Origin of the sequence: Chlorobaculum thiosulfatiphilum, from assembly GCF_006265165.1 — a bacterium.
GTDB classification, from domain to species: domain Bacteria; phylum Bacteroidota; class Chlorobiia; order Chlorobiales; family Chlorobiaceae; genus Chlorobaculum; species Chlorobaculum thiosulfatiphilum.
In genome coordinates, this window is the sequence record NZ_VDCH01000001.1 from 1 (window position 1) to 20,296 (window position 20,296).

The 20,296-nt window shown below is 53.1% G+C and carries 18 protein-coding genes and 1 pseudogene; 10 read left to right on the forward strand and 9 right to left on the reverse strand.

Annotated elements, in window-relative coordinates; genetic code table 11:
• Nucleotides 1-1,208 precede the first annotated feature (1,208 nt).
• From FGF66_RS00005 to FGF66_RS00015, 3 genes are all read left to right on the forward strand, one after another.
• Nucleotides 1,209-2,252: a cytochrome-c peroxidase gene (locus FGF66_RS00005; protein ID WP_139455671.1), complete on the forward strand. Its 1,044-nt coding sequence runs from the start codon at nucleotides 1,209-1,211 to the stop codon at nucleotides 2,250-2,252.
• A 107-nt stretch (nucleotides 2,253-2,359) separates the two neighbouring features.
• Nucleotides 2,360-2,530 (forward strand): hypothetical protein, encoded by a 171-nt coding sequence (locus tag FGF66_RS12455; RefSeq protein WP_170181108.1) that lies wholly within the window; start codon nucleotides 2,360-2,362, stop codon nucleotides 2,528-2,530.
• Nucleotides 2,531-2,969: 439 nt separating this feature from the next.
• Nucleotides 2,970-3,551, forward strand: a complete 582-nt coding sequence (locus tag FGF66_RS00015) for an SIR2 family NAD-dependent protein deacylase (RefSeq protein WP_246046422.1) — start codon at nucleotides 2,970-2,972, stop codon at nucleotides 3,549-3,551.
• A 68-nt stretch (nucleotides 3,552-3,619) separates the two neighbouring features.
• Here the strand turns inward: FGF66_RS00015 and FGF66_RS00020 are convergent, their stop codons facing one another.
• Both FGF66_RS00020 and FGF66_RS12460 read right to left on the reverse strand, forming a co-directional pair.
• On the reverse strand, nucleotides 3,620-4,096 hold the full coding sequence (locus tag FGF66_RS00020) for a DsrE family protein (protein WP_139455672.1): 477 nt from the start codon (nucleotides 4,094-4,096) through the stop codon (nucleotides 3,620-3,622).
• On the reverse strand, nucleotides 4,051-4,416 hold the full coding sequence (locus tag FGF66_RS12460) for a hypothetical protein (protein WP_170181109.1): 366 nt from the start codon (nucleotides 4,414-4,416) through the stop codon (nucleotides 4,051-4,053). Before FGF66_RS12460 ends, FGF66_RS00020 begins: the two co-directional genes overlap by 46 nt.
• Here FGF66_RS12460 and FGF66_RS00030 point away from each other — a divergent pair.
• Nucleotides 4,378-5,197: pseudogene (locus tag FGF66_RS00030) on the forward strand (ion transporter). The gene FGF66_RS12460 and the pseudogene FGF66_RS00030 overlap by 39 nt on opposite strands.
• Before the next feature lie 37 nt (nucleotides 5,198-5,234).
• Here the strand turns inward: FGF66_RS00030 and FGF66_RS00035 are convergent.
• The 3 genes from FGF66_RS00035 to FGF66_RS00045 all read right to left on the reverse strand — a co-directional run bounded on the left by FGF66_RS00035 (nucleotide 5,235) and on the right by FGF66_RS00045 (nucleotide 7,918).
• Nucleotides 5,235-5,768: a hypothetical protein gene (locus FGF66_RS00035; protein ID WP_139455673.1), complete on the reverse strand. Its 534-nt coding sequence runs from the start codon at nucleotides 5,766-5,768 to the stop codon at nucleotides 5,235-5,237.
• 3 nt (nucleotides 5,769-5,771) lie between these two features.
• Nucleotides 5,772-6,110, reverse strand: a complete 339-nt coding sequence (locus FGF66_RS00040; RefSeq protein WP_139455674.1) for a zinc ribbon domain-containing protein YjdM — start codon at nucleotides 6,108-6,110, stop codon at nucleotides 5,772-5,774.
• Nucleotides 6,111-6,214: 104 nt separating this feature from the next.
• A complete protein-coding gene (locus FGF66_RS00045; protein ID WP_139455675.1) occupies nucleotides 6,215-7,918 on the reverse strand; it encodes an SWIM zinc finger family protein in 1,704 nt (567 codons plus the stop codon).
• Nucleotides 7,919-8,221: 303 nt separating this feature from the next.
• Here FGF66_RS00045 and FGF66_RS00050 point away from each other — a divergent pair, with 303 nt between their 5' ends.
• Entirely contained in the window at nucleotides 8,222-8,707 is a 486-nt protein-coding gene (locus FGF66_RS00050; RefSeq protein WP_139455676.1) for an L-2-amino-thiazoline-4-carboxylic acid hydrolase, read from the forward strand.
• 471 nt (nucleotides 8,708-9,178) lie between these two features.
• Complete coding sequence (locus tag FGF66_RS00055; RefSeq protein WP_139455677.1) at nucleotides 9,179-9,844, forward strand: transposase; 666 nt, start codon at nucleotides 9,179-9,181, stop codon at nucleotides 9,842-9,844.
• Nucleotides 9,845-9,947: 103 nt separating this feature from the next.
• Here FGF66_RS00055 and FGF66_RS00060 read toward each other — a convergent pair whose 3' ends face one another.
• The 3 genes from FGF66_RS00060 to FGF66_RS00070 form a co-directional block, all read right to left on the reverse strand.
• A complete protein-coding gene (locus FGF66_RS00060) occupies nucleotides 9,948-11,399 on the reverse strand; it encodes a type I restriction-modification system subunit M (protein WP_139455678.1) in 1,452 nt (483 codons plus the stop codon).
• Nucleotides 11,400-11,579: 180 nt separating this feature from the next.
• Nucleotides 11,580-13,034 carry a restriction endonuclease subunit S gene (locus tag FGF66_RS00065; protein ID WP_139455679.1) on the reverse strand — a complete coding sequence of 485 codons (1,455 nt, stop codon included), beginning with the start codon at nucleotides 13,032-13,034 and terminating at the stop codon, nucleotides 11,580-11,582.
• Nucleotides 13,034-15,781: a type I restriction endonuclease subunit R gene (locus tag FGF66_RS00070; RefSeq protein WP_139455680.1), complete on the reverse strand. Its 2,748-nt coding sequence runs from the start codon at nucleotides 15,779-15,781 to the stop codon at nucleotides 13,034-13,036. The genes FGF66_RS00065 and FGF66_RS00070 overlap by 1 nt, the downstream gene beginning before the upstream one ends.
• Before the next feature lie 459 nt (nucleotides 15,782-16,240).
• Here FGF66_RS00070 and FGF66_RS00075 point away from each other — a divergent pair, with 459 nt between their 5' ends.
• From FGF66_RS00075 to FGF66_RS00085, 4 genes are all read left to right on the forward strand, one after another.
• Nucleotides 16,241-16,636: a VOC family protein gene (locus FGF66_RS00075; RefSeq protein ID WP_139455681.1), complete on the forward strand. Its 396-nt coding sequence runs from the start codon at nucleotides 16,241-16,243 to the stop codon at nucleotides 16,634-16,636.
• Nucleotides 16,637-16,646: 10 nt separating this feature from the next.
• Nucleotides 16,647-16,814 (forward strand): hypothetical protein, encoded by a 168-nt coding sequence (locus FGF66_RS12465; RefSeq protein WP_170181110.1) that lies wholly within the window; start codon nucleotides 16,647-16,649, stop codon nucleotides 16,812-16,814.
• A gap of 653 nt (nucleotides 16,815-17,467) precedes the next feature.
• Nucleotides 17,468-18,415: a DNA-3-methyladenine glycosylase family protein gene (locus tag FGF66_RS00080; protein ID WP_139455682.1), complete on the forward strand. Its 948-nt coding sequence runs from the start codon at nucleotides 17,468-17,470 to the stop codon at nucleotides 18,413-18,415.
• Between the two features lie 179 nt (nucleotides 18,416-18,594).
• Nucleotides 18,595-19,476, forward strand: coding sequence for an SDR family oxidoreductase (locus FGF66_RS00085; RefSeq protein ID WP_139455683.1), 882 nt, complete (start codon nucleotides 18,595-18,597; stop codon nucleotides 19,474-19,476).
• A 197-nt stretch (nucleotides 19,477-19,673) separates the two neighbouring features.
• Here the strand turns inward: FGF66_RS00085 and FGF66_RS00090 are convergent, their stop codons facing one another.
• Nucleotides 19,674-20,162, reverse strand: coding sequence for a nucleoside deaminase (locus tag FGF66_RS00090; protein ID WP_246046425.1), 489 nt, complete (start codon nucleotides 20,160-20,162; stop codon nucleotides 19,674-19,676).
• Nucleotides 20,163-20,296: the final 134 nt, after the last annotated feature.

Consider the following 20,296-nt stretch of genomic DNA (forward strand, 5'->3'; position numbering starts at 1 on the left):
CAACCAGTTTTCCATTAAATTCGAAGGACGGCTTCCCGTTTGATTACGACCGTTTACACACTTAGTTGAACAGACCCTGTCTTGAATTCAAAAGGGCATATACTTCATCACAAAAAAATTAAATCCAGCGACACAAGAAAACATATACGACATATAAAAAAGCCAAAAAATATACACAAAAAAATATACTGCAACCATCACAAATACAAGATAATTGTGCTATCATCTCCGCATTGTCAGATATTCCATGGATCAATTATGCTCTTCACACTGAACCACTTTATATGCCACAGAACAATTCACTCAAACCCGACAATGCGAGCCGATTTCATCTACCAAATCAGCTTCAGAATAGACTGTAACGACAACATTCAGGAATGTAATCCCTATCCAGTAACTTTACAATACTTTACAAAAAAATAAGACAGCAGAAATATTGATTGATTTTACAAATAATTTTTTTATATGATAATCTCAATTTCCAGATTATATCACACATAAGCCAAGACAAGATTGCCAAGTTGCATACCGTAATACATATATCAAATCCTCACAAGATCAACAAATTAACTTTAACTACAGCTAAATACGCTTCAAAAACAGGTTATAAGTCATTTTCAACTTGAATATCTTGCTTCTCATCCGCGTGAACCCTATACTCCCAAGAAACAGAACACAAGATACTCTTTAAAAAGTGATCAACAGAGCTGACAAGAGATCGAAGACATACTTTTTTTATTCTCGCAAGCACAACACATTATACCAAAAACATATAACAGAAGACGACCTCACTCTTTTCTTTAAGAATTTCATCGAAAAACATCGCTGACATATTATATATTCAGTTTTTAAATAATCTGATGCAATTATGAGCAGGTTACATTCTGATCAAATAACCTCTCTCTTCTGGTGGTGCAATACAGAAAAACATTCTAACAATGCGACAAAGAAGTTGACAGTACTGGCTTCTGATAAGATATTTTTCACGGTACAGAATGGCCAGTCATTGCGATGAAGGGATTAACACTTTTGAAGTCCATTGTTTTTCTCTAAATTTCACAAGCACACTACGTCAAAAACGTACAAGCAAGCACACCGCACAAAAAAAATCAAAACACCAACGATCAACCTCATGCAATAGCAGCTTCACTTTCCGCTTCCCGCTCTTTGTCCACTCGAACAATCAGTAATTCAAAAATGGAGGGTTTATGACAAAAATATCGTTCGTTGCAGCACTCGCTATCATGGCCACGGCAACGGCTTGCTCTTCGAAAACTCCGCCGAAAACGCCAGAAAAGATTCAACAGGCCATCACCCAGAAAAGAGGCGATGAACCTGTAAAAATCATTAAACCGGCAAAAGTCGCCGATCCGGCGATGGTCGAACTCGGCAAGAAGCTCTATTTCGATCCGAGACTCTCCAAATCGGGATTTATTTCGTGCAACTCGTGCCACAATCTGAGCATGGGTGGAAGCGACAATCTCAAGACCTCGATCGGCCACAAATGGAGCCAAGGTCCTATCAACGCGCCGACCGTGCTGAATTCAGGCATGAATATCGCCCAGTTCTGGGACGGGCGGGCCAAGGATCTCAAGGAACAGGCTGGCGGCCCGATCGCCAATCCCGGTGAAATGGGCTATACTCATGAGCTTGCGGTTGCTGAATTGCAGTCGATCCCCGGCTATGTGGACGAGTTCAAAGCGGTATTCGGAACGGACAAGATCGACATCGACAAGGTTACCAAAGCGATCGCCGCTTTCGAACAGACGCTCGTAACGCAGAACGCTCCCTTTGATGATTGGCTGGCGGGCGATGACAACGCCATCACCAAAGAGGAGCTTGAAGGATACGAGCTGTTCAAATCGAGCGGCTGCACCGCCTGCCACAACGGAGAGGCTCTCGGCGGAAACTCGTTCCAGAAAATGGGAGTCGTCGAGCCATACAAGACGACCAATCCCGCCGAGGGACGGGAAGCCGTCACCGGCAAGGATGCTGACCGCTTCAATTTCAAGGTGCCAACATTGAGAAACGTCGAGCTGACCTATCCGTACTTCCATGATGGAGCGGCACAGACGCTGGGTCAGGCGGTTGACGTCATGGGAAAAATCCAGCTTGGAAAGGCATTTTCACCGGAAGAGAACGCAAAAATCGTCGCCTTCCTGAAGACCCTGACCGGCGAACAACCAGCATTCATGCTGCCCATTTTGCCTCCGTCGTCCGACAAGTCACCCCGGCACAATCCGTTCAACTGATAAAAACGGCGAGCGCCGGTTGTCATTTCACTACAAAAAACAGCCTCCTGAACGAGGCTGTTTTTTTTTGTTTATGGACACGCATTTGTCGCGCTTATCTGCTGCCAATGGCCAAGAAACGCCAGACGAAATCGGCATTGAATGGACAGTTCAAGACATCGAGCCGTCCAACGGTCACCGTCAACACCACCATTTTGAGCAGCCACGGCAGAGCTGAATCCTTCGCCAGCCACGCGCAAGTCATTTCGAGAGATGTTGGGGCGCCAAATGCTGGTTGACGAGCGACACAAACACGCCAGACACTATCGCGCAGAGCGGCCCGGAGCCGATCGACGGCGAACTGGCAATAGAGCGATGTTTACCTGAGAGTGTCCGGATCAGATGGCGGAAGGGTCTCCCAGTCCTCCTCTCTCTCGTTTGCGGGATCGCTGACGGGGGCTGCCGAAGTGCGATTTTCCTTCATCATGGCGTCAGCGAAAAACAAACCAGCTCCTGCGATAAGAAGACCCGGCAAGCCGCAGGCAACGATCGACACTCCGATTGGAGGCAGAAGTAACGCGCCTCCCGTAACAGCAGCAGCTTCTTTCAACATAGCAACTCCGTTGATTCGGTAAGAGAATCTTCTCTATGAATATTTTCTTCAATATAATTACCTATACACTTCTTTGCAGCATTCCCGATAACAAATGTCTGCCTGCCAGCCGACTCATACAATCCGTGAAACCTCATGACAATGATCGACCTCGAATCATACCGCAGCATCGTCTTCTTCACCGGAGCCGGTACGATTACGAGGAGTACGCCTGCCAAGAGGCGTTCGGGCGCGATCCCGAAAAGGTGCTGTGCTTTCATGAACTCCGGCGCAGAGCGGTGCTCGACTGCCATCCGCACGACGGACACCGCCTCATCGCCGCCATGCCGGAGGCCCGCGTGATCACGCAGAACATCGACGGTATGCAACAGCGAGCCGGGTCGCGCAAGGAGGATTTCGGGCGCAGCTACGAAACCTTGCGGTGCGATTGCGGCGAGTGGCTCCGGCCCGCCATCGTCTGGTTCGGCGACCTGCTCGACGAGGCGGTCATGCGAGAAGCTTCGGCGACGGTCGGCGACTGTGACCTCTTCGTCAGCATCGGCACCTCCGGCACCGTCTGGCTAGTTGCGAGCTACCCCGCCCTGGCCCGGAAAACCGGTGCCTGCTGCATCGAAATCAATCCCGAGCCATCGGGCGCGATCGGCTACGACCTGGTCATCCGCGAACCGGCAAGCAAGGCGCTGCCAGAGCTGTTCGCCACGAAATGAGAGAGCGCTGCCGCCAATTACCGGAAACCGGATCGGCGGCAGCGCTCTGAAAAACAGATCCGGACGGATCAGAACGTCAGCAGCTTGATGCCATCCTCAGCCATGGCGGCGGCGACGGCTGGCGGCTGGGCAACCGTGACTCCGTCAATGAGAGCGGAGGGCTGCTTGCCGGTGTTCGGCAGGTAAAGCGGGCAAACCTCGACCGTGACGCCCTTGGCGATCAGCCCTTTGAGCAGCATCTGGGGTGACTTGTCGAGCGGCTTGAAAAGCTTCTCCTTGCTGCCTTTCAGCACAAGCTCGCCAGCCTTGCCGCAAACCAGTACGCGGACGGAACGGCCCTGGGTGAGCGTCTGGGTCGAAAGCACCATCGCCATCATCTGCGTCATGGAGTCATCGGAGGTGACCACCACGAACAAGCCTTTGGTGGCTGGCTGAACGGCTGCGGCCTGAGGTTCCGGGGAAGCGGCATTGAGCGTCGCGCCAAACGAAAAGATGGCGGTCAGCGCAAATGCAAGAATGGTGAACGATTTTCTGAACAGTGACATAATTTGCTCTCCTTTTCATGTTTAAGTGAATTAACGGTCTTAATATACAACAAAAACATCAGCTCCCGCGCAAGCTCGTCATGACGAGGCCATTGTTTCAATAACGTGACGCCCCGGCAAAACGCTGGGCCGACAGATGCGCCCCCTCTTTCAAACACCGCTCCCGGCCTCAAACATCCCGTTTCATAACCGGAAAAGGCCATTGTATATTTTTCACTGACGCTCACGCCCGCCATCCGGCGACAACCCTTTTTACCGAAACAAGAAACCCTGGCCCGAACATAACCCCGAAAAAGAGCATACGGCAGCAACTGCGCCATATCATCTTCGATTACGACACGATCCCGGCCAAAGCCTTCGATCTCGTGCTGATCGCGGCGATCATCCTGAGCGTCACCGTGGTGATGCTCGACAGCGTCGCGACGATTCATCAGGCATACGAACAGGCGCTCTATGGCGTGGAATGGTTTTTCACCATGCTGTTCACCATCGAATATCTCGTCAGACTGTATGCATCAAAATCGAGAGTGCGTTATATTTTCAGCTTTTACGGCATCATCGACCTGCTTGCCATCATGCCGACCTGGTTCAGCATCTTTGTTCCCGGAACCCAGTATTTGCTCGTCATCCGCTTTTTCCGGGTGCTGCGGATTTTCCGGCTGTTCAAGCCGGTCAAGTTCGTCAAGGAGGCCGAATTCGTCAAGGCGTCGATCATCGCTTCGGGTCGCAAGATCGTCTTTTTCCTCTTCTTCGTGCTCGTCACGGTGAGCATCATCGGCTCGCTCATGTACCTCATCGAGGGCGAGGAGAACGGATTCACCAGCATTCCGAAAGGGGGCTATTGGGCGATCGTCACCATCACCACGGTCGGCTACGGCGACATCTCTACCCGCAGACCGTCCTTGGCCGCACCCTTGCCGCCCTGCTGATGATCACCGGTACAGCGTCATCGCCGTGCCGACGGGCATCGTCAGCGCCGAAATGGCCGCCATGCACGAAAAGCTTGAGTCCGGACGCAACCACGGCGAATCGTGCTGCCAGCGCAACGCCCGCGACTCCGAAGCCCGCTTCTGCAAAGTCTGCGGACGGGCGCTGGAGTGAGGCAAACGCCCGTCCGGTCAGAAGCGCGTAACGTTCTTTATTCCCGAGAGTTCCGGTCGCTGAACATCACACCCGCCTTCGCCTCTTTCCAAAGGTCGCCGTATTTGAGCTTTTCGGCGTCGGAGAAGCGGATGGCTCCGGCAAGATACCACGACGCCGGGTGCTTCTCCGGGTCGTCGCCTTCGCTCTGGCCCATCGGCTTGAGCGCGGCGACCTTGCCGTCCTCGCCGCGAATCACCCTCCAGTGACCCATGATGTAGTGCGCCGCGCTGGCGGCCACCACGTCGAGCACCTCCTCGATCTCGCCAAGATCGCTGTCGCCCCGCAGCGCCAGACCGCCATAGGCGTAGGCTACCGCGCGGTGCTCATCGAGCACGAAGCGCAGAAATTTGTTCCGCGCCATCGGTTGCAAGGTCAGTCCGTCAGTCAGGTAGATGAACTGGCAGCCATCGGCGGCGACGCCGGAAATCGAGCGCGGCAGCACCCCATCCTCCTCGGCGAGGCTGAAGTACCACTCCGAATACTCCTCGTACAGCTCGCGGAGCAGCGCCATTGAATCGGCAGTTTGCATGACTCACCCCTTTTTGACGAATTCCGATTTCAGTTGCATCGCGCCGAAGCCATCGATCTTGCAATCGATGTCGTGATCGCCCTCGACGAGACGGATATTCTTCACCTTCGTGCCCCCCTTGAGCACCGACGACGCGCCGCGAACCTTGAGATCCTTGATGACCGTCACCGTGTCGCCATCCTGGAGAACGTTACCGTTCGCGTCGCGCCAGACGCGCTCCGCCTCGGCCTCGCCCGACCCGGCGCGGCTCCACTCGTGGGCGCACTCCGGGCAAACGAAGAGCGTCCCGTTTTCATAGGTGTATTCTGAATTGCATTCCGGACAGTTCGGCAGATCGCTCATGAGAGTACTTTTTTTGAAAATTAAGGCAAGGCGAAAATTGTGGCGACAGTATAACGATTTCCCGACAGCATCCATGACGCTGAGCGAGGCAAAGACGGTACTCTTCAGACGCGCGCCAGCTCCTCCATCAACGCCCTTCGCTGCGGGTAGAGCCTCCTCAAATCGGCGATAACCCCGTTCGCCTTTTCGCGCCCGCCGAGTTTTATCATTCTCCGCAAATACCGGCACGCTTCCTGATAGTGATTTCGCCCGACATTCTCTTTCAGATAATCGGCAATCGTCTGGGCGTACAATTCAACCAGCTCGGCAGGATACTGCCCGGCGAGCCTCGATTCGTACTCTTCTATGGTATGAAGCGTCGGCAACTGGCGAAGGAGATTCAACAACCGCTCCATCCACCCTTCGCTGATGAAAATTCCGGCGAGCAACTCCTGGGGAATGTATGGTTTTCTACTGCTCTCAATCTCGCCGAGAAGCTCCTCGACAAACGGAACCCACCGCTCCGGCTCGATCTGCTGCTTCAGGATGGCGTAATAGTTCTCCTGAAACCGGTTGCTCTGAAAAAACAGAAGGCGGGCGTATTGAATGACAAGCTCGCGCTCGCCCTGCGCCTCGGCGATTTTGAGCAGCCAGTCATGCCACTCGGCCACCAGCCTCGGATATTTCGGTTTGTCGTGCGCGATTCCATCCTCCGCGAGGCCGCGCACCTTGTCGAAATCGCGGCTCTCCATCGCCTTGCGGAGCGCGATCCGGCGCAGCTCCGGATTGCCGAGGTTCGCTTCGAGCCAGGCGTCAGCCGCCGCCTCGCCGCCGGTTTTCGCCATGAGTCCGTACTTGAGGCCCTGCGCGGCTTTTCCGTCGTAACCGGAACCGCCTTCACGCTCCAGCGCGGCGAGCAACGCGCGACGCTCTTCGTCGCTCTCGACCAGCTCCGCGGCCATCTCCAACATGCCAAGATGCCAGTTCCAGCCATAGTAGAGTCGCTTCTCTACTGCCTTCATGCAGTAGTCGAGCAACTGTTTTCTGATGCTCGCGTCGGGCTTCGATTGTGCGACGGCGAGCATCATAGCGCAGGCGTCGCTGATGCAGCCGGCGATCGAGCCGTCGCTGTCGTCGGCATGGTCCAGCGCACCAAGCAGCTTCTCCATAACGGCAATGCACACCAAAACTCCTTCGCGGTAGTTCCGGGCCTCGAAATGCTTGTGAGCCATTTCCAGAATATTCGCGACCCCCTTGGCGACCCGGTTCGACTCCGACCAGCCGATAAAGCCCGACCGGTCTTTGGCGCTGCGCACAATCGCCGTCAACTGCTGCGTGTAAAAGCTTTTCGAATCGCCGGAGTCGGGAGTGGCGAAGGTGGCGAGCACGAGGTTCCGGAACTGGACGCTCTGGCTCGCCTGCTCCCTGACGAACTGTTTGAGATCGCCCGGATCGACGGCTTCGAGCAAGGCATCGACCCGCTCCGCCACGGTTTTGCGCTTCGAGGTTTTTTTGGCTCCGGCGCTGTTGGTCGAGGCCTTTTTCACCTTCAGGCCAAGCTCGTCCTTGCGCAGGGAAAACAGCACCGCCGCCACGTGCTTGCAGACCGGCCCCATGTCGTACGGACAACTGCACACATGCTCGACCACCTCGCCGCGCTCGATGACGAGCTGCACGGTGTACAGCTCCGCGCCCGCCACGACAGCCTCGAACTCTCCCGGTGCGCCCTCGACAGGCTCGCTTACCTGGCCGTTCCGGAAATAGGTCAGGCCGCGTTTCAGAATTGGTTGATCGATACACTCGTCGAACCGGTTCAGAGGAATTCGCATGGCATTTTCAATGGATTGATAGTGTTCTGTTCTGCATGACCGGCGATCAACGCTGAATTTCCGGCCGATCCATCGCAACGGATGCGCGACAAACAAATCACCTTATTATAAATGCGCCATCGCCAAACGACAAGAGCCATCGCAGAAAAGAGCGCTCCGCCACGGCGCTCGAACCGGACAGTCCTGTTTTTGCTGTCGCCTTGTCGGGCAAATTTCCATCGCTCCCTGAACTTCTGGCGAGCATCGTCTGTTTTGGCGTAAAACCACAAATTCAAACACGAACCTCAAACAGGAGATGAAACGATGCAAAACGCAAAGACGGAACTGATCGAATCGGCGAGAAAAAAGTTCTCGCGATACAAAGCGCTGAGCCAGCAGCTCGGCGAGGCTGCTGCGTGGGAAGCGATGCTCGAAGGGTTCCCGGAAATCCAGAGACAGCGCATGGGGCCGTTGCTTGCCCGGCCCACGCTCGCCGAAGCTTTCCGCGAGGCTATCCCGCAGTTCAAAACCATCGGCATGGAGATGGAGGTGGTCGATATTTCCAACCGGGGCATCGATGCCGTGCTGGAAATCCAGCGAATCTGCCCGTGGCTGGAGGTGTGCAAGGAGTTCGGATTCGAGACGCCCTGCCATGTCATTTGCGAACTGGACACGGCCGCCACCCGCCGGGCATTTCCGGAGATGAACGGCGAAATCCTCTGCCGCCAGGCGCTCGGCGCGCCGGTCTGTATTTTCGAGTATGATCGCCCGGCGAAAGCCTCTTCCGGCCACGGCGCAGCATCCACCTGAAACCCGGCCCAAAAAGGATTACGCTGTTATTGCCTTACCTATCTCGACAACCCCGGATCATCGAATCTTGCGGGGAAAGATAGCTATTTTATATATACTTCACTATTTAAAGTTCTTTGCATACACAAAAAACATAAAATATTCATGACCAGAACAAACTGGATATAAGTTACATAAACTATTATTACATTTAAACATGAATACCGTATATTTATTGAAAACATCAAAGAACAGGATCCGGAACATTAACACATCTTTTATACGTTACTCCAAAGAATTGGTTGAACCTTGGCGCCTGCGGGCGCTGATTTTGTGCTGCGTAAAGGTGTCGATACAGAATGAATGAACGCGCTGAAGCCTGCTGACGGATAGTTCATTGAACTTCGATTTTTAAAGCTCTTCGCGCATACATCACAAATACATTTTGTCATGACCAGCACAGCTTATTTATGAATGTCCTAACCTCTTGTAATGTCGATTAATAATCGTTACATATATCGTTCAAAAATTTCAGAGGCAAAGTTCCGGGAGCTGGTACGCTATTTTTGCGACGATCTGGATGCAACGCAGATCACCTCGCTCAGTGGCCTGAACCGCAATACCGTGAATCGATACCTCAAGGCCATTCGGGAACGCATTGCCGAACATTGCGAGTCGGAATCGACGGTAACGAGCCAGGCCGAAGGCGACGAGTCCTTGTTTGGGCCTCATCGCGTTCAAATCAGACCTGCCGGTGACGCGACGACCAGAACCACCGTTTTCGGCATCATCAAGCAGTACAGCAAAGTGCACACCCAAATCGTGACGGATGGCGCGAAAGACTCGCCTAAAAAAGGTGTTATTGCGGGAATGGCGAGTCGTGACCGGGTGGCCTGCGCTGACGAACTGCCAGGAGGCGAAGGAGTTGAGGAGGATGCGGAGAACGAATTTGTCAGGAATCTCAGCCGAATCAATGGCATCGAGGGGTTCTGGAGCATTGCCAAAATGAGGCTCGTCAAGTTCCGTGGCGTGAACAAGAACACCTTTTACCTGCACCTCAAAGAGTGCGAATTTCGGTACAACCACCGCAACGAGAACCTGTACCTGAAAATCCTCAAAATCGTCAGGGAAAAACCGCTGTTCCAGGAATCGCCGTGAACACCCGCTCAAACCCCTGCAACCTGGCGAATTCGCCTTCCGAACTTCTCGATCAGCGCATTGCTGTTCAGATCGAAACGCTCTCCATTCTGTCTTCCTCGGCTCACTCTACCGTTTTGCCCAACGCTTCGGCGACCATCGTAAACTGTTCGAGGGCGGCTTGCAGGTTTTCGACGATTTCGGCGGCGATGACCTCCGGCGCGGGCAGGTGGTCGAGGTCTTGCAGGCTGTCGTCCTTGAGCCAGAAGAGGTCGAGGTTCAGCTTGTCGCGGCGGGTGAGATCGTCATAGCTGAAGCGGCGGAACCGGTCGGTTTCCTGGCGCTCCTTGAAGCACTGCACGAAATCGTCGAGATCGGCGGATTTGAGCGGGTTGGTCTTGAGCGTGAAGTGAACGTTGGTGCGGAAATCGTAGATCCACAGCTCTCTGGTTTGCGCCTCTTTCGAGGCGGGGCGTTTGCTGAAAAAGAGCACGTTCGCCTTGACTCCGGGGCTGTACCAGATGCCGGTCGGCAAGCGCAGGAGCGTGTGGAAGTTGAACTGCTCCAGCAACCGTTTGCGGATGCCTTCGCCAGCTTTTCCGGCCTCGAACAGCACATTGTCCGGCAAGACGACGCCCGCACGACCGTAGTCGTTGAGTATGGTCATGATGTGCTGGAGGAAGTTGAGCTGCTTGTTGGAGGTGGTGAACTTGAAGTCTGAGCGCTCGTAATTCTCGCGCTCGGTCGTAACCTGCCCGTCCTGGCCGACAACCTTGTAGCTGCTCTTCTTGCCGAACGGCGGGTTGGTGAGCACGACATCGTACCGTTCCTTCGGCAAAGTGGCGAGCGCGTCGCCCTGCCGCACCGGGCTGCCGCCGTTGCCGATGCCGTGCAGGTAGAGGTTCATGGCGCAGAGCCGCACGACCTCATCGACAATATCGATGCCCTGAAACGCTTCGTGGCGCAAGTGGCGAAGCAGTTCGCGATCCTGCTTCTGGGTTTTCATGAAGTCGTAGGCGGAGAGCAAAAATCCGCCGGTGCCGCAGGCGGGATCGCAAACGGTTTCGCCTATTCGCGGATGTACGCATTTGACAATTGCGTCAATGACCGGGCGCGGCGTGAAGTACTGACCCGCGCCGGACTTGACTTCCGAGGCGTTCTTTTCGAGTAGTCCTTCGTAAATCTGCCCTTTGACATCGACGCCAATGCCGATCCACGGCCCCTCGCTGGCGATGAGCGACACGACGCGCTTGAGCTTTGCCGGATCGGTGAGCTTGTTCTGGGCTTTGCGGAAAATGGTGCCGATCAGCCCTGGCTCCTTGCCGAGCTCTTCGAGCGAGTGGCGGTACTGCAACTCCAGCGCGTCGCCATCCCTGCCAGCCAACTGCGCCCAGCGATACTCGTCGGGAATGATCGACGGTTCGCCAAGCAGCGCCGTGCGCTCATCGTCCATCTTGAGGAACAGGAGATAGGTAATCTGCTCGACATAATCGCCGTAAGATATGCCCTGATCGCGCAGCACATGCGCATAATTCCAGACTTTGGAGACAAGTGACGAATAGTCGCGTTCGGTCATAGAGAAATTATGTTTTTTATGCTGTTCCGTCTGCTTTTCCTGTCATTCTGAGTCCGACAAAGTCGGGCGAAGAATCCAGACGATACCTGCAAGATATTCTGAATTCTTCACTTATTGCGATACCCAGCAATCTGGATTCTTCACTTCGTTCAGAATGACAACCCAGATTCTTGTTATCAGTCAAGCCATTGCCTTACGCCCGCGCCTTCCGGCGGTTTTCCGTGCGTTACCATCCTTCTCCGCCGATGCCCGTTCGGCCTGAATCCGCGCAAGAAGCTCGCTGGCCGGTTCATCCTCCGGGTCTTGCGGCACCAGCTCGCCGGAAAACGCCGCCTTCAGAATCGACTGCCGCAACATCCCGCTCCGCGCCAGCTCCGTAGAACACCACTTTTCCAGAGCATCGATTTGCGCAATAGCAGTATTCACTCGATCAACGATAATTTCCTGTTCTTCTTCAGAAGGAATCGGGATATGAAAATGAGAAAGATCACCTAATGTCACTGTTTTTTGAGCAACGCCTCTTGCGACCTTATGAGCATGAGATAATGTTATCGGTGAATTCAAAACAATCAACAAATAATCTAAATTGGCAATACCTTTGGTAGGCTTGATATGAGCAATATGCCTTTGAAACATAAACTTTTTTTCATCAACCACCTTTAATGCAATACCATAGGAGCCTACCGCAGTATAAAGAATATCACCTTTCTCAGGACGACAACGCCTTGTACAATCTTCATAGATTTCTTCAGAAACCCATTTTGAAACTTTATTCCAATCAATAAATCCATTTCTCACATCACCGATAACAACAAATGGCACACCTTCCTTCTGAAATTCGGGACTTTGATGAGTTCCGTCAGTAATTCTCTGAGCAATGACATCAAGTTCAACTATTGCCCAATTATCCGGCAGCTGAAAATATGAATGTCCTAAAGAAACCGGCTCCTGATATTTCCCACGACCTTTCCAATTATCACGACGCAACTTGAGAATTCGCTTTAAAAGAGCCTCGACGGATTCAAGCCTATGCTTGTTCTTTTCTCGCCACTCCCTCGTTAATTCACCCGTAACCGCCGCTTTCAAAACAGATTGGCGATAGACGACAAGCTGTTGCTGAACCTGCTTCAGCAGTGCTTCGCCTTTTTCGAGATCACTGAACAACGTCTCGATTTTATCAACAATTCGCTTTTGTTCATTTAAAGGAGCAATCGAAAATTCTAAATTCCAGAAAACTTCCGGATCAACATGAGGGGTTCCTGTCCCGCGTGGGCGAGAGTTGATAAATCGATATTTACTTTGAAGAAAATAATACAGATACTTAACATCGACAACCTTGGAATAAACACGAGCTAATGTTGACCCAAGAACGCCAGCGACACCAATTCCTGAAAAACCAAAACGAGAACCATCCCATACAACCAGCACATCATTTTCAGATGTCATAACTGCATTATTAACATTCGCATATCGCCTGACAGAAGCATTCTCAAAAGCGTTTATATCGACATAAGAAAGAAAACCATCTTTTGACTCTTCACTAAAAGACTTGGGTAATTTTCCTTTTTGATAAAAAACAATATCCCCTAATGGTTTAACGATCCAACCTCTTGGCAATTCCATATTTTCTCTCATCACCCTACCAACGCCGTTTGCAGTTCATCCATCAACTCCTGCATCCCAGGCTCGAACAACTGCCGGGCGGTTATCAATCCACCTTTATCGGCGAAAACCGGAATTGTCATAAAATCCTCCTTTGTTATTTCAGCATTCGCACCGATAAACTGCGCGATAGCCCGTAACCACTGCATCTGCATCTCCGTAAACTCCTTGCCCGCCCTCTTTTGCCGCCCGACCCACAAGTTGAAGCGCTGCTCCACCTTCGCGCCGAACGGCTCCAGCAGCTCATCCATGCCAAGCGCATAACGCACCAGCGAAATGATCTCCGTCAACTGCTGATCCACCGGAGCGCCCCGCACTTTCGACGCATCCAGCCGCTTGAACGCCTGCCAAACCGAAGCCACATCGAGATACCACGGCGGATCGGTCAGCTTGCGAGTCAGCTCGCGGATGGCCGCATAGGTGAGGCGCTGCCTGCCGTAGGGCTGATTATACAGAATTTGCAGGGCCAGAAGCTCATTTTTATGCTCCTCGATGAACTTCCTGAACGACTCGACCTTCCCGGCGGCGGCCTTCAGGTCATAGCCTGCGCTGAGAACCTCGTCGGTCGTGATTTCATCGATCACAATGTCCGACTTCTGCTTGATGTCCTTCAAAAGCTGGCGCAGCTTCGGATCATCGAACAGCCTGCACACCGCCTCGATCTGCTCGTTCTGCACCTTCGCGAAAGCTTCATCCGTCACCTCCCCGCCCGTTTGTAACAGAATCTTGTCGGGATCAATAGCGTCAAGCAGCTCGTTCGCCATGTCGCGCAACGACATGCCGCCGCTGGTTTCGACAATGCGCTGCCCGTCGTCGCGGTCGATCTTCCTGTCGAGCGCGGCCAGCCGTCCAGCCAGCGATGAGACGGCATCCTCGTCGCGGCGGCCCTGGGCGATCTGGTCAATCAGCTTGTCGAACGCCATCGCGCGGCGGCGCTCCAGCGGCTGGGAGACGTTCTTTTTGCCCTCCGTCACCCCGACCGCATCGACCAGAATGAAGCGCGTCTTGGTTTTGGCGTCCGGCGTGACGGCATGAAGATCGGCATCCTCGATGGAGCGCACGCCGCGCCCCTTCATCTGCTCGAAATATCCCTCGGACTTCACGTCGCGCATGAAGATCAGGCACTCGACCGGCTTGATGTCCGTGCCGGTGGCGACCATATCGACCGTCACGGCAATGCGCGGAAACGGATCGACACGGAACGCCTTGATGAGGGTTTTGGGATCGTCGCCCGTGTTGCGGTAGGTGATTTTCTTGCAGAAGCGGTTCCCCTCGCCAAACACCTCGCGCATGATATGGACGATCTCTTCGGCGTGGTTGTCGTCCTTGGCGAACACCAGCGTTTTCGGCACCCACTCGCCGGTGCGGTCGGGGAACAGCTCGGTGAAGAGGCAATCCCGAAAACACTGAATCACGGCGCGAATCTGGTTCGGCGCGGTCACGGAGCGGTCGAGTTCCCTGCCGGAATATTCGAGATTCTCGTCCAGCTTTTTGTAGCGCACGGCCCGTGTGCGGCGGTCGCGCACCGGCACCTCGAACGCCGCGCCATCGACGATGCCGCCCCGCTCCGTCACGCGGGTGCGGATGCGGAAAATTTCGTAGCCGACATTGACGCCATCGGCCACGGAGCGCTCGTAGGGGTACTCCGAAACGAGGTTCTGATTGAAAAAGCCGAGCGTATGACTGGACGGCGTGGCGGTCAGGCCGATGATGTGCGCGTCGAAATACTCCAGCACCTGCCGCCAGAGGCCGTAAATCGAGCGATGGCACTCGTCGGTGATGATGAAATCGAAGGTCTCGACCGGAATCGCCGGATTGTAGCTGACCGGCGGGAGTTCGCCCTCGTCGTTTGCCCAGCTCTCGAAGCCCGAAATCTCCTCCGCCGACTCGTCGAGTTCCTGCCCGCGCAGCATCGAATAGAGCCGCTGGATGGTAGTGATGACCACCTTGGCGTCACGGTCGATCTGGTTGCCGTGCAGATGCTGCACGATGTAGGTGTCGGTGAAGCGGTTGGCCGTGCCTGGCGGATGAAAGTTCTGGAACTCCTTGAGCGTCTGGTCGCCAAGGTTGTTGCGATCCACGAGGAACAGAATGCGCTTTGCTCCGCCATATTTAATAAGGCGATGGCTGAAGGTGCAGGCGGTGAAGGTTTTGCCCGCGCCGGTCGCCATCTGGATGAGCGAGCGCGGCTTGTCCGCCGCCAGCGAACGCTCCAGCTCCCGGACGGCCTCGATCTGGCAAGCGCGAAGCCCCGCCACATTGAGCGGCGGCATCGATTGCAGACGCACACGGAGCGTGTCGGGCTGCTTCAACAGCTCATGCAGGCGCTCCGGCGTGTGGAACGCAAACACGCGGCGCGAGCGTGGCCGTGGATCGCGCATGTCGCGAAAGAAAGTTTCGCCGCCGGTACTCTCATAATCGAAGCGCAGCAGAATGTCCCACTTTGCCAGATGCTCCGGCAACGCCTCCATGTACTTTTCGGACTGCTCCGCGACGCCGGAGAGCGTCACCCCCTGCTTCTTGGCCTCGACGACGCCCGCCGCCTTGCCATCGACAAAAAGCAGATAATCGCACGGCCCGGAGGGAAGCTGGAACTCACGCACAGCCACGCCGAGCGAGGCGTTCCGGTTGAACTCCCGCATATCCTGAACGATCCAGCCCGCCGCAACGAGAAGCGAGTCGATCTTCTGGCGAGCGATCTGTTCAGGGGTTTGTGTCATGGCTACGAAGCAAGGGTTCTTGGTATGTTGCGGTAACGATGAACTCAGGGGCGCAAAAGCAATTCACAGCACAGGAATAGAGCTGCGCGAAATTGGAAACTTTTTATAACAATTAAATATAAGCACTTACTGTCTATTCACAGCAAACGGGACAAAGAAAAAACCGCCGCAGTTTATAAAAAAACTGTCTCTAACGCCAAGTTCCATCATCCACCCCGCGCCCCTATCGATACATCACTATTACAGCGCCGATTCGTGAGTCAGTATTTCCGAACTCGATTTCAGTGAATCAATGTCATATTGAATTGCTTTGCATTACTTTTATTTTTAAAGTTCTTTACCGCAATGCTAACAAGAGCGGTTCACCCGGAATTAGAACAGAGCAAAACGTGTTATTCTACCAGTACAAACCTCCTTATAACGCAGCAGGTTTTATGCAACCTTAATGGAAAACAAATCATGAAAGCAACATCGGTTTCATCGGCGTTTACCACGGAAAAGGTGGCGGAGACGCGGGATTTTTATGTACGGCATTTCGGAGCGAAGGTGACGTTCGACTGCGGCTGGTACGTGAACCTCGAGTTCGGCAGTCCAACCGCAAGCTTGCAGTTCATGTCCGCCACGCAGCCGGAGCACAGGCTGAGCAGCAGCGCGGGGCTGATGTACAACTTCGCGGTGGATGACGTGGATGCGGAGCATCGGAGAATCACATCGGAAGGGCTGGCAGTGATCGTACCGCTCGAAGACCATCCCTGGGGCGACCGGGGCTTTGCCGTACAGGATCCGAACGACATCACGCTCTATATCTATAGCGAGCGCGAGCCAAGCGAGGAGTTCCGGCAATACTACCGGTAGCTTACGGAAGGTGATTTTACGCACCGGATGCAGCCATGCTTCGGAGAAAATCGGCAAATTTTCCCATGCCGAACGCAAGAGCCGGTTGTCGATACGGCTGAACGACAGGGCAAAGATGAGCACACTCGCCAGCGACCTGTCGATCAGCCGCGCCGCGAATAGCCCGGCGTCATCATGAATTTCAACATCATTGGCCGCACACCAAGGCAGGACTTATTCCGATAGCTGATCAGTTCCTGAACACGTGTTTCACGATCGCGATAACCCTTTTATGCCGGAGCCATCAGCAAGAAAAACGGGACTGGTTGAGCCGGTTTTTTCAGTTTTACTTGTGGTGTCAATGATCTGTATTTCAACCTGTTATTACCAAACACCTCCCCCACTGAAAAAAGTCTATTGATCTTTGAAATTGAAAGTTTTTTGCCTTTCTATCACTGTTCAATTAAGAAATTTAAAAGCACAGAAAGAGGACACAACAATCTCATAATCTCACAGCCATCTTTCCATAACGCTCTCTTTTTCAAGAAATTTTATCTACTCACTCTTAATAACACTGATAACTAATAAGACACGCCAACAACACCATTTTAACTAATCTATAAATTATATTACATTGATAGTATTAAATTATTAAACATGATACTTACTGATATAATAATTCACTATCGTAACACAAACAAACTCTTTAATACAATTTTTATAAGCATAAATCTACATTAAAATAATTCTCAAATAACATAACTTATTTCATTATAATATAATTACTTAACTTTAATCAGATAAGACTTAATATTAAAATGAATATTCTGATTATTAATCATATTAATAAAGATGAGCAACAAATTATTCAAAAGCATACTGAAAACTGACAACAGACTTGATCTTAAGCAAACACTCTTCAGTGGTCAGAGTTTTACTTGGAAAAAAATAGATCTACTTTCAGCGTATTATGTTACTAAAATCAACAAAACTATCATCTTTTTGCGTGAAATTGAACCCGGAATAATTGAGGCTTTGAGTAGCAGTAAAAAAATTAATGGATTGCCAATTAATCAATTTTTATTCAACTATTTTTCACTTGAAATTGACGATATAAAGGTTTTTCCCCAACGATTTAAAAATGATTTTCCGGAGGTATGGCGACGGGTAGAGCCGTACCATGGTGTCCGGATTATGAGGCAGGATCCGTTTGAGATAATGGTGACGTTCATGTGTGCCCAAGGCATTGGAATGCACCTGATTCGCCGACAGGTCTCCATGATTGCTGAAGGGTATGGGCAAAAGGTTGGGCTTGAAATGCCGGAAGGTGAGATGATTTTCCACTGCTTCCCTATCCCATCAGCTCTTGCTTCCGCAGACCCTGATGAGCTGGCATTATGCACGAACAACAACAGGATTCGTGCGGCAAACATCATAGCAATGGCCCGATCATTCGAGTCAGGCAAACTGGCTTTAGCGCTCGTCGGCTCGGGCGAATGCGATCTCGAAACGCTGCGCGAAACGTTATGCGCACACAGTGGAATCGGCCTGAAAATCGCCGATTGTATCGCCCTTTTCGGGTTTGGACGATTCGATACCTTCCCGATCGATACCCATGTAAAACAGTACCTGTGGGAGTGGTTCGGCATCGAAGCAGCTCGTAAAAGCCTGACCGAAAAGAATTACCGCTACTTGCAAAAAGAGGCTCGCAAAATCCTTGGAAATGAGTACGCGGGCTACGCCGGTCACATGCTGTTTCACTGCTGGCGGAAAGAGATCAAAAAGATGAAAGCGTTCTGATACTACCAGAACCGCATGGTGCAAGCCTGGCAATGGCAAACGGCAATTCGTGCCGTCATGGGCAAAGTGGACGGAATAGATGGCATGAACGATACGGATGTTTGCAGGTGGGCACGTTGAAACGGGCTTGGCGGTTAGGGTTATTGTTCGATTTTGCCAACCAGCCAACCTGATTGATTATGAAAAAAGTGCTTGTCGCCGGTTCGACCGGCTATATCGGAAGCCATGTGGTGCAGGAGTTCAAGACTCGCGGCTATTGGGTGCGCGCTCTGGTGCGTGACCCCGAAAAGGCCAAAAAGCCCGGCCCGCACCTCGAACCGGTAGTCGCCAGTTTCGCCGATGAAATCGTGACCGCCGACGCCACAAAACCGGAAAGCCTCGTCGGCGTGTGCGACGGCATCGACGTTGTCTTTTCGTCGCTCGGCATGACGCGGCCCGATTTCGTGCATTCGAGCTTCGATGTCGATTACAAGGCGAACCTGAACATCATGCGCGAGGCGATGAAGGCGAAAGTGACAAAGTTCGTCTATATTTCGGTGTTCAACGCGCAGAAGATGATGGAGATCGAGAACATCCAGGCGCACGAGAAGTTCGTGGACGCGTTGCGGGCGTCGGGTCTGGAGTACGCGGTCGTGCGCCCTACGGGCTATTTTTCCGACATGGCGCAGTTTTTGAGCATGGCCCATAACGGCTTTATGTTCTCGCTCGGCGATGGCGAGACGCGCTCGAATCCCATCCACGGAGCCGACCTGGCCAAGGTGTGCGTCGATGCCGCCGAAGGCGACGCGCGGGAGATCGACGCGGGCGGGCCGGAGATTTTCACCTACAAGCAGGTAGCCATGATGGCCGCCGACGTGGTCCAAAAACAGCCATTCAACATCTCGCTGCCGGTGTGGCTCGCTGACGGCATTGCCGCCGTCACGGGCGTCATTAACCGCGACATCCACGACATCGCGCTCTTCGCCACCACGGTCAGCAAGAACGACACCGTTGCGCCGCAATACGGCGACCACCGCCTGCGCGATTTCTTCGAGCAGATGGCCGCAAAAGGCAATGGATAATTGAGAATAAAGCGTTAACGACACTCTGTTATATCGGGACGGTTCTGGAGCCGTCCCGATATCGAATCACAGCCCGCCCGCCCGATCAACACTAATCGACGGACAACTCAGCTTCAAAGCCGACACGTTCCTGCTGAAATACCTTTCGGCTCGATGCCCGCACAATCGCTTTGGCGGCATCCGGCACACGCCAGGCGTCAGCATTTTCTCGAATTATAGATATGCCCGCCGGTTCGCGCATAGAGCTGCAAAACTTCGCGAGCGGCTTCGCGCTCGACGCCGGTGGTGACGCGAATAGCGCGGGATTCGAGTTCCTCAATCCAGTTTTCCGGTTTTGGCCCCTCGTCGAACTCGATTGCCTTCGCATCCTCGGAGGATGCCCCGGTCACGAGATGCAGGATGCCTGACCAGGGTATCGCGCCGAAGCACATCGCGCACGGCTCGGTGCTCGTCACCAGCTCATGAGCAGGCATGTCGGAGCCACCAAGATCGTACTCCCCTAACTTCAATTGCGCAATCACGATAGCCACCATTTCGGCGTGGAGGATCGATGACTTCTGAGTAAGAACCAGATTAACGTCAAGCGAAACCAGCTTGCCCATCCCGCTCTCAAACACCGCCGCCGCAAACGGCCCACCACTCCCCTCCTCGACATTTTTCCGCGACGCCCCGATAACAAATTTCACCCGCTCTTCAAGCGATGGCGAGAGATTGTATGTGCTGGCATAGCTATCAAGCCATGATGGCAGGGAAAAGTGTATGTGGTTGGGTTGGTGGAACAGATTCATGCGCTGAGTTCTCCCGCTTGATCTACCTGAGA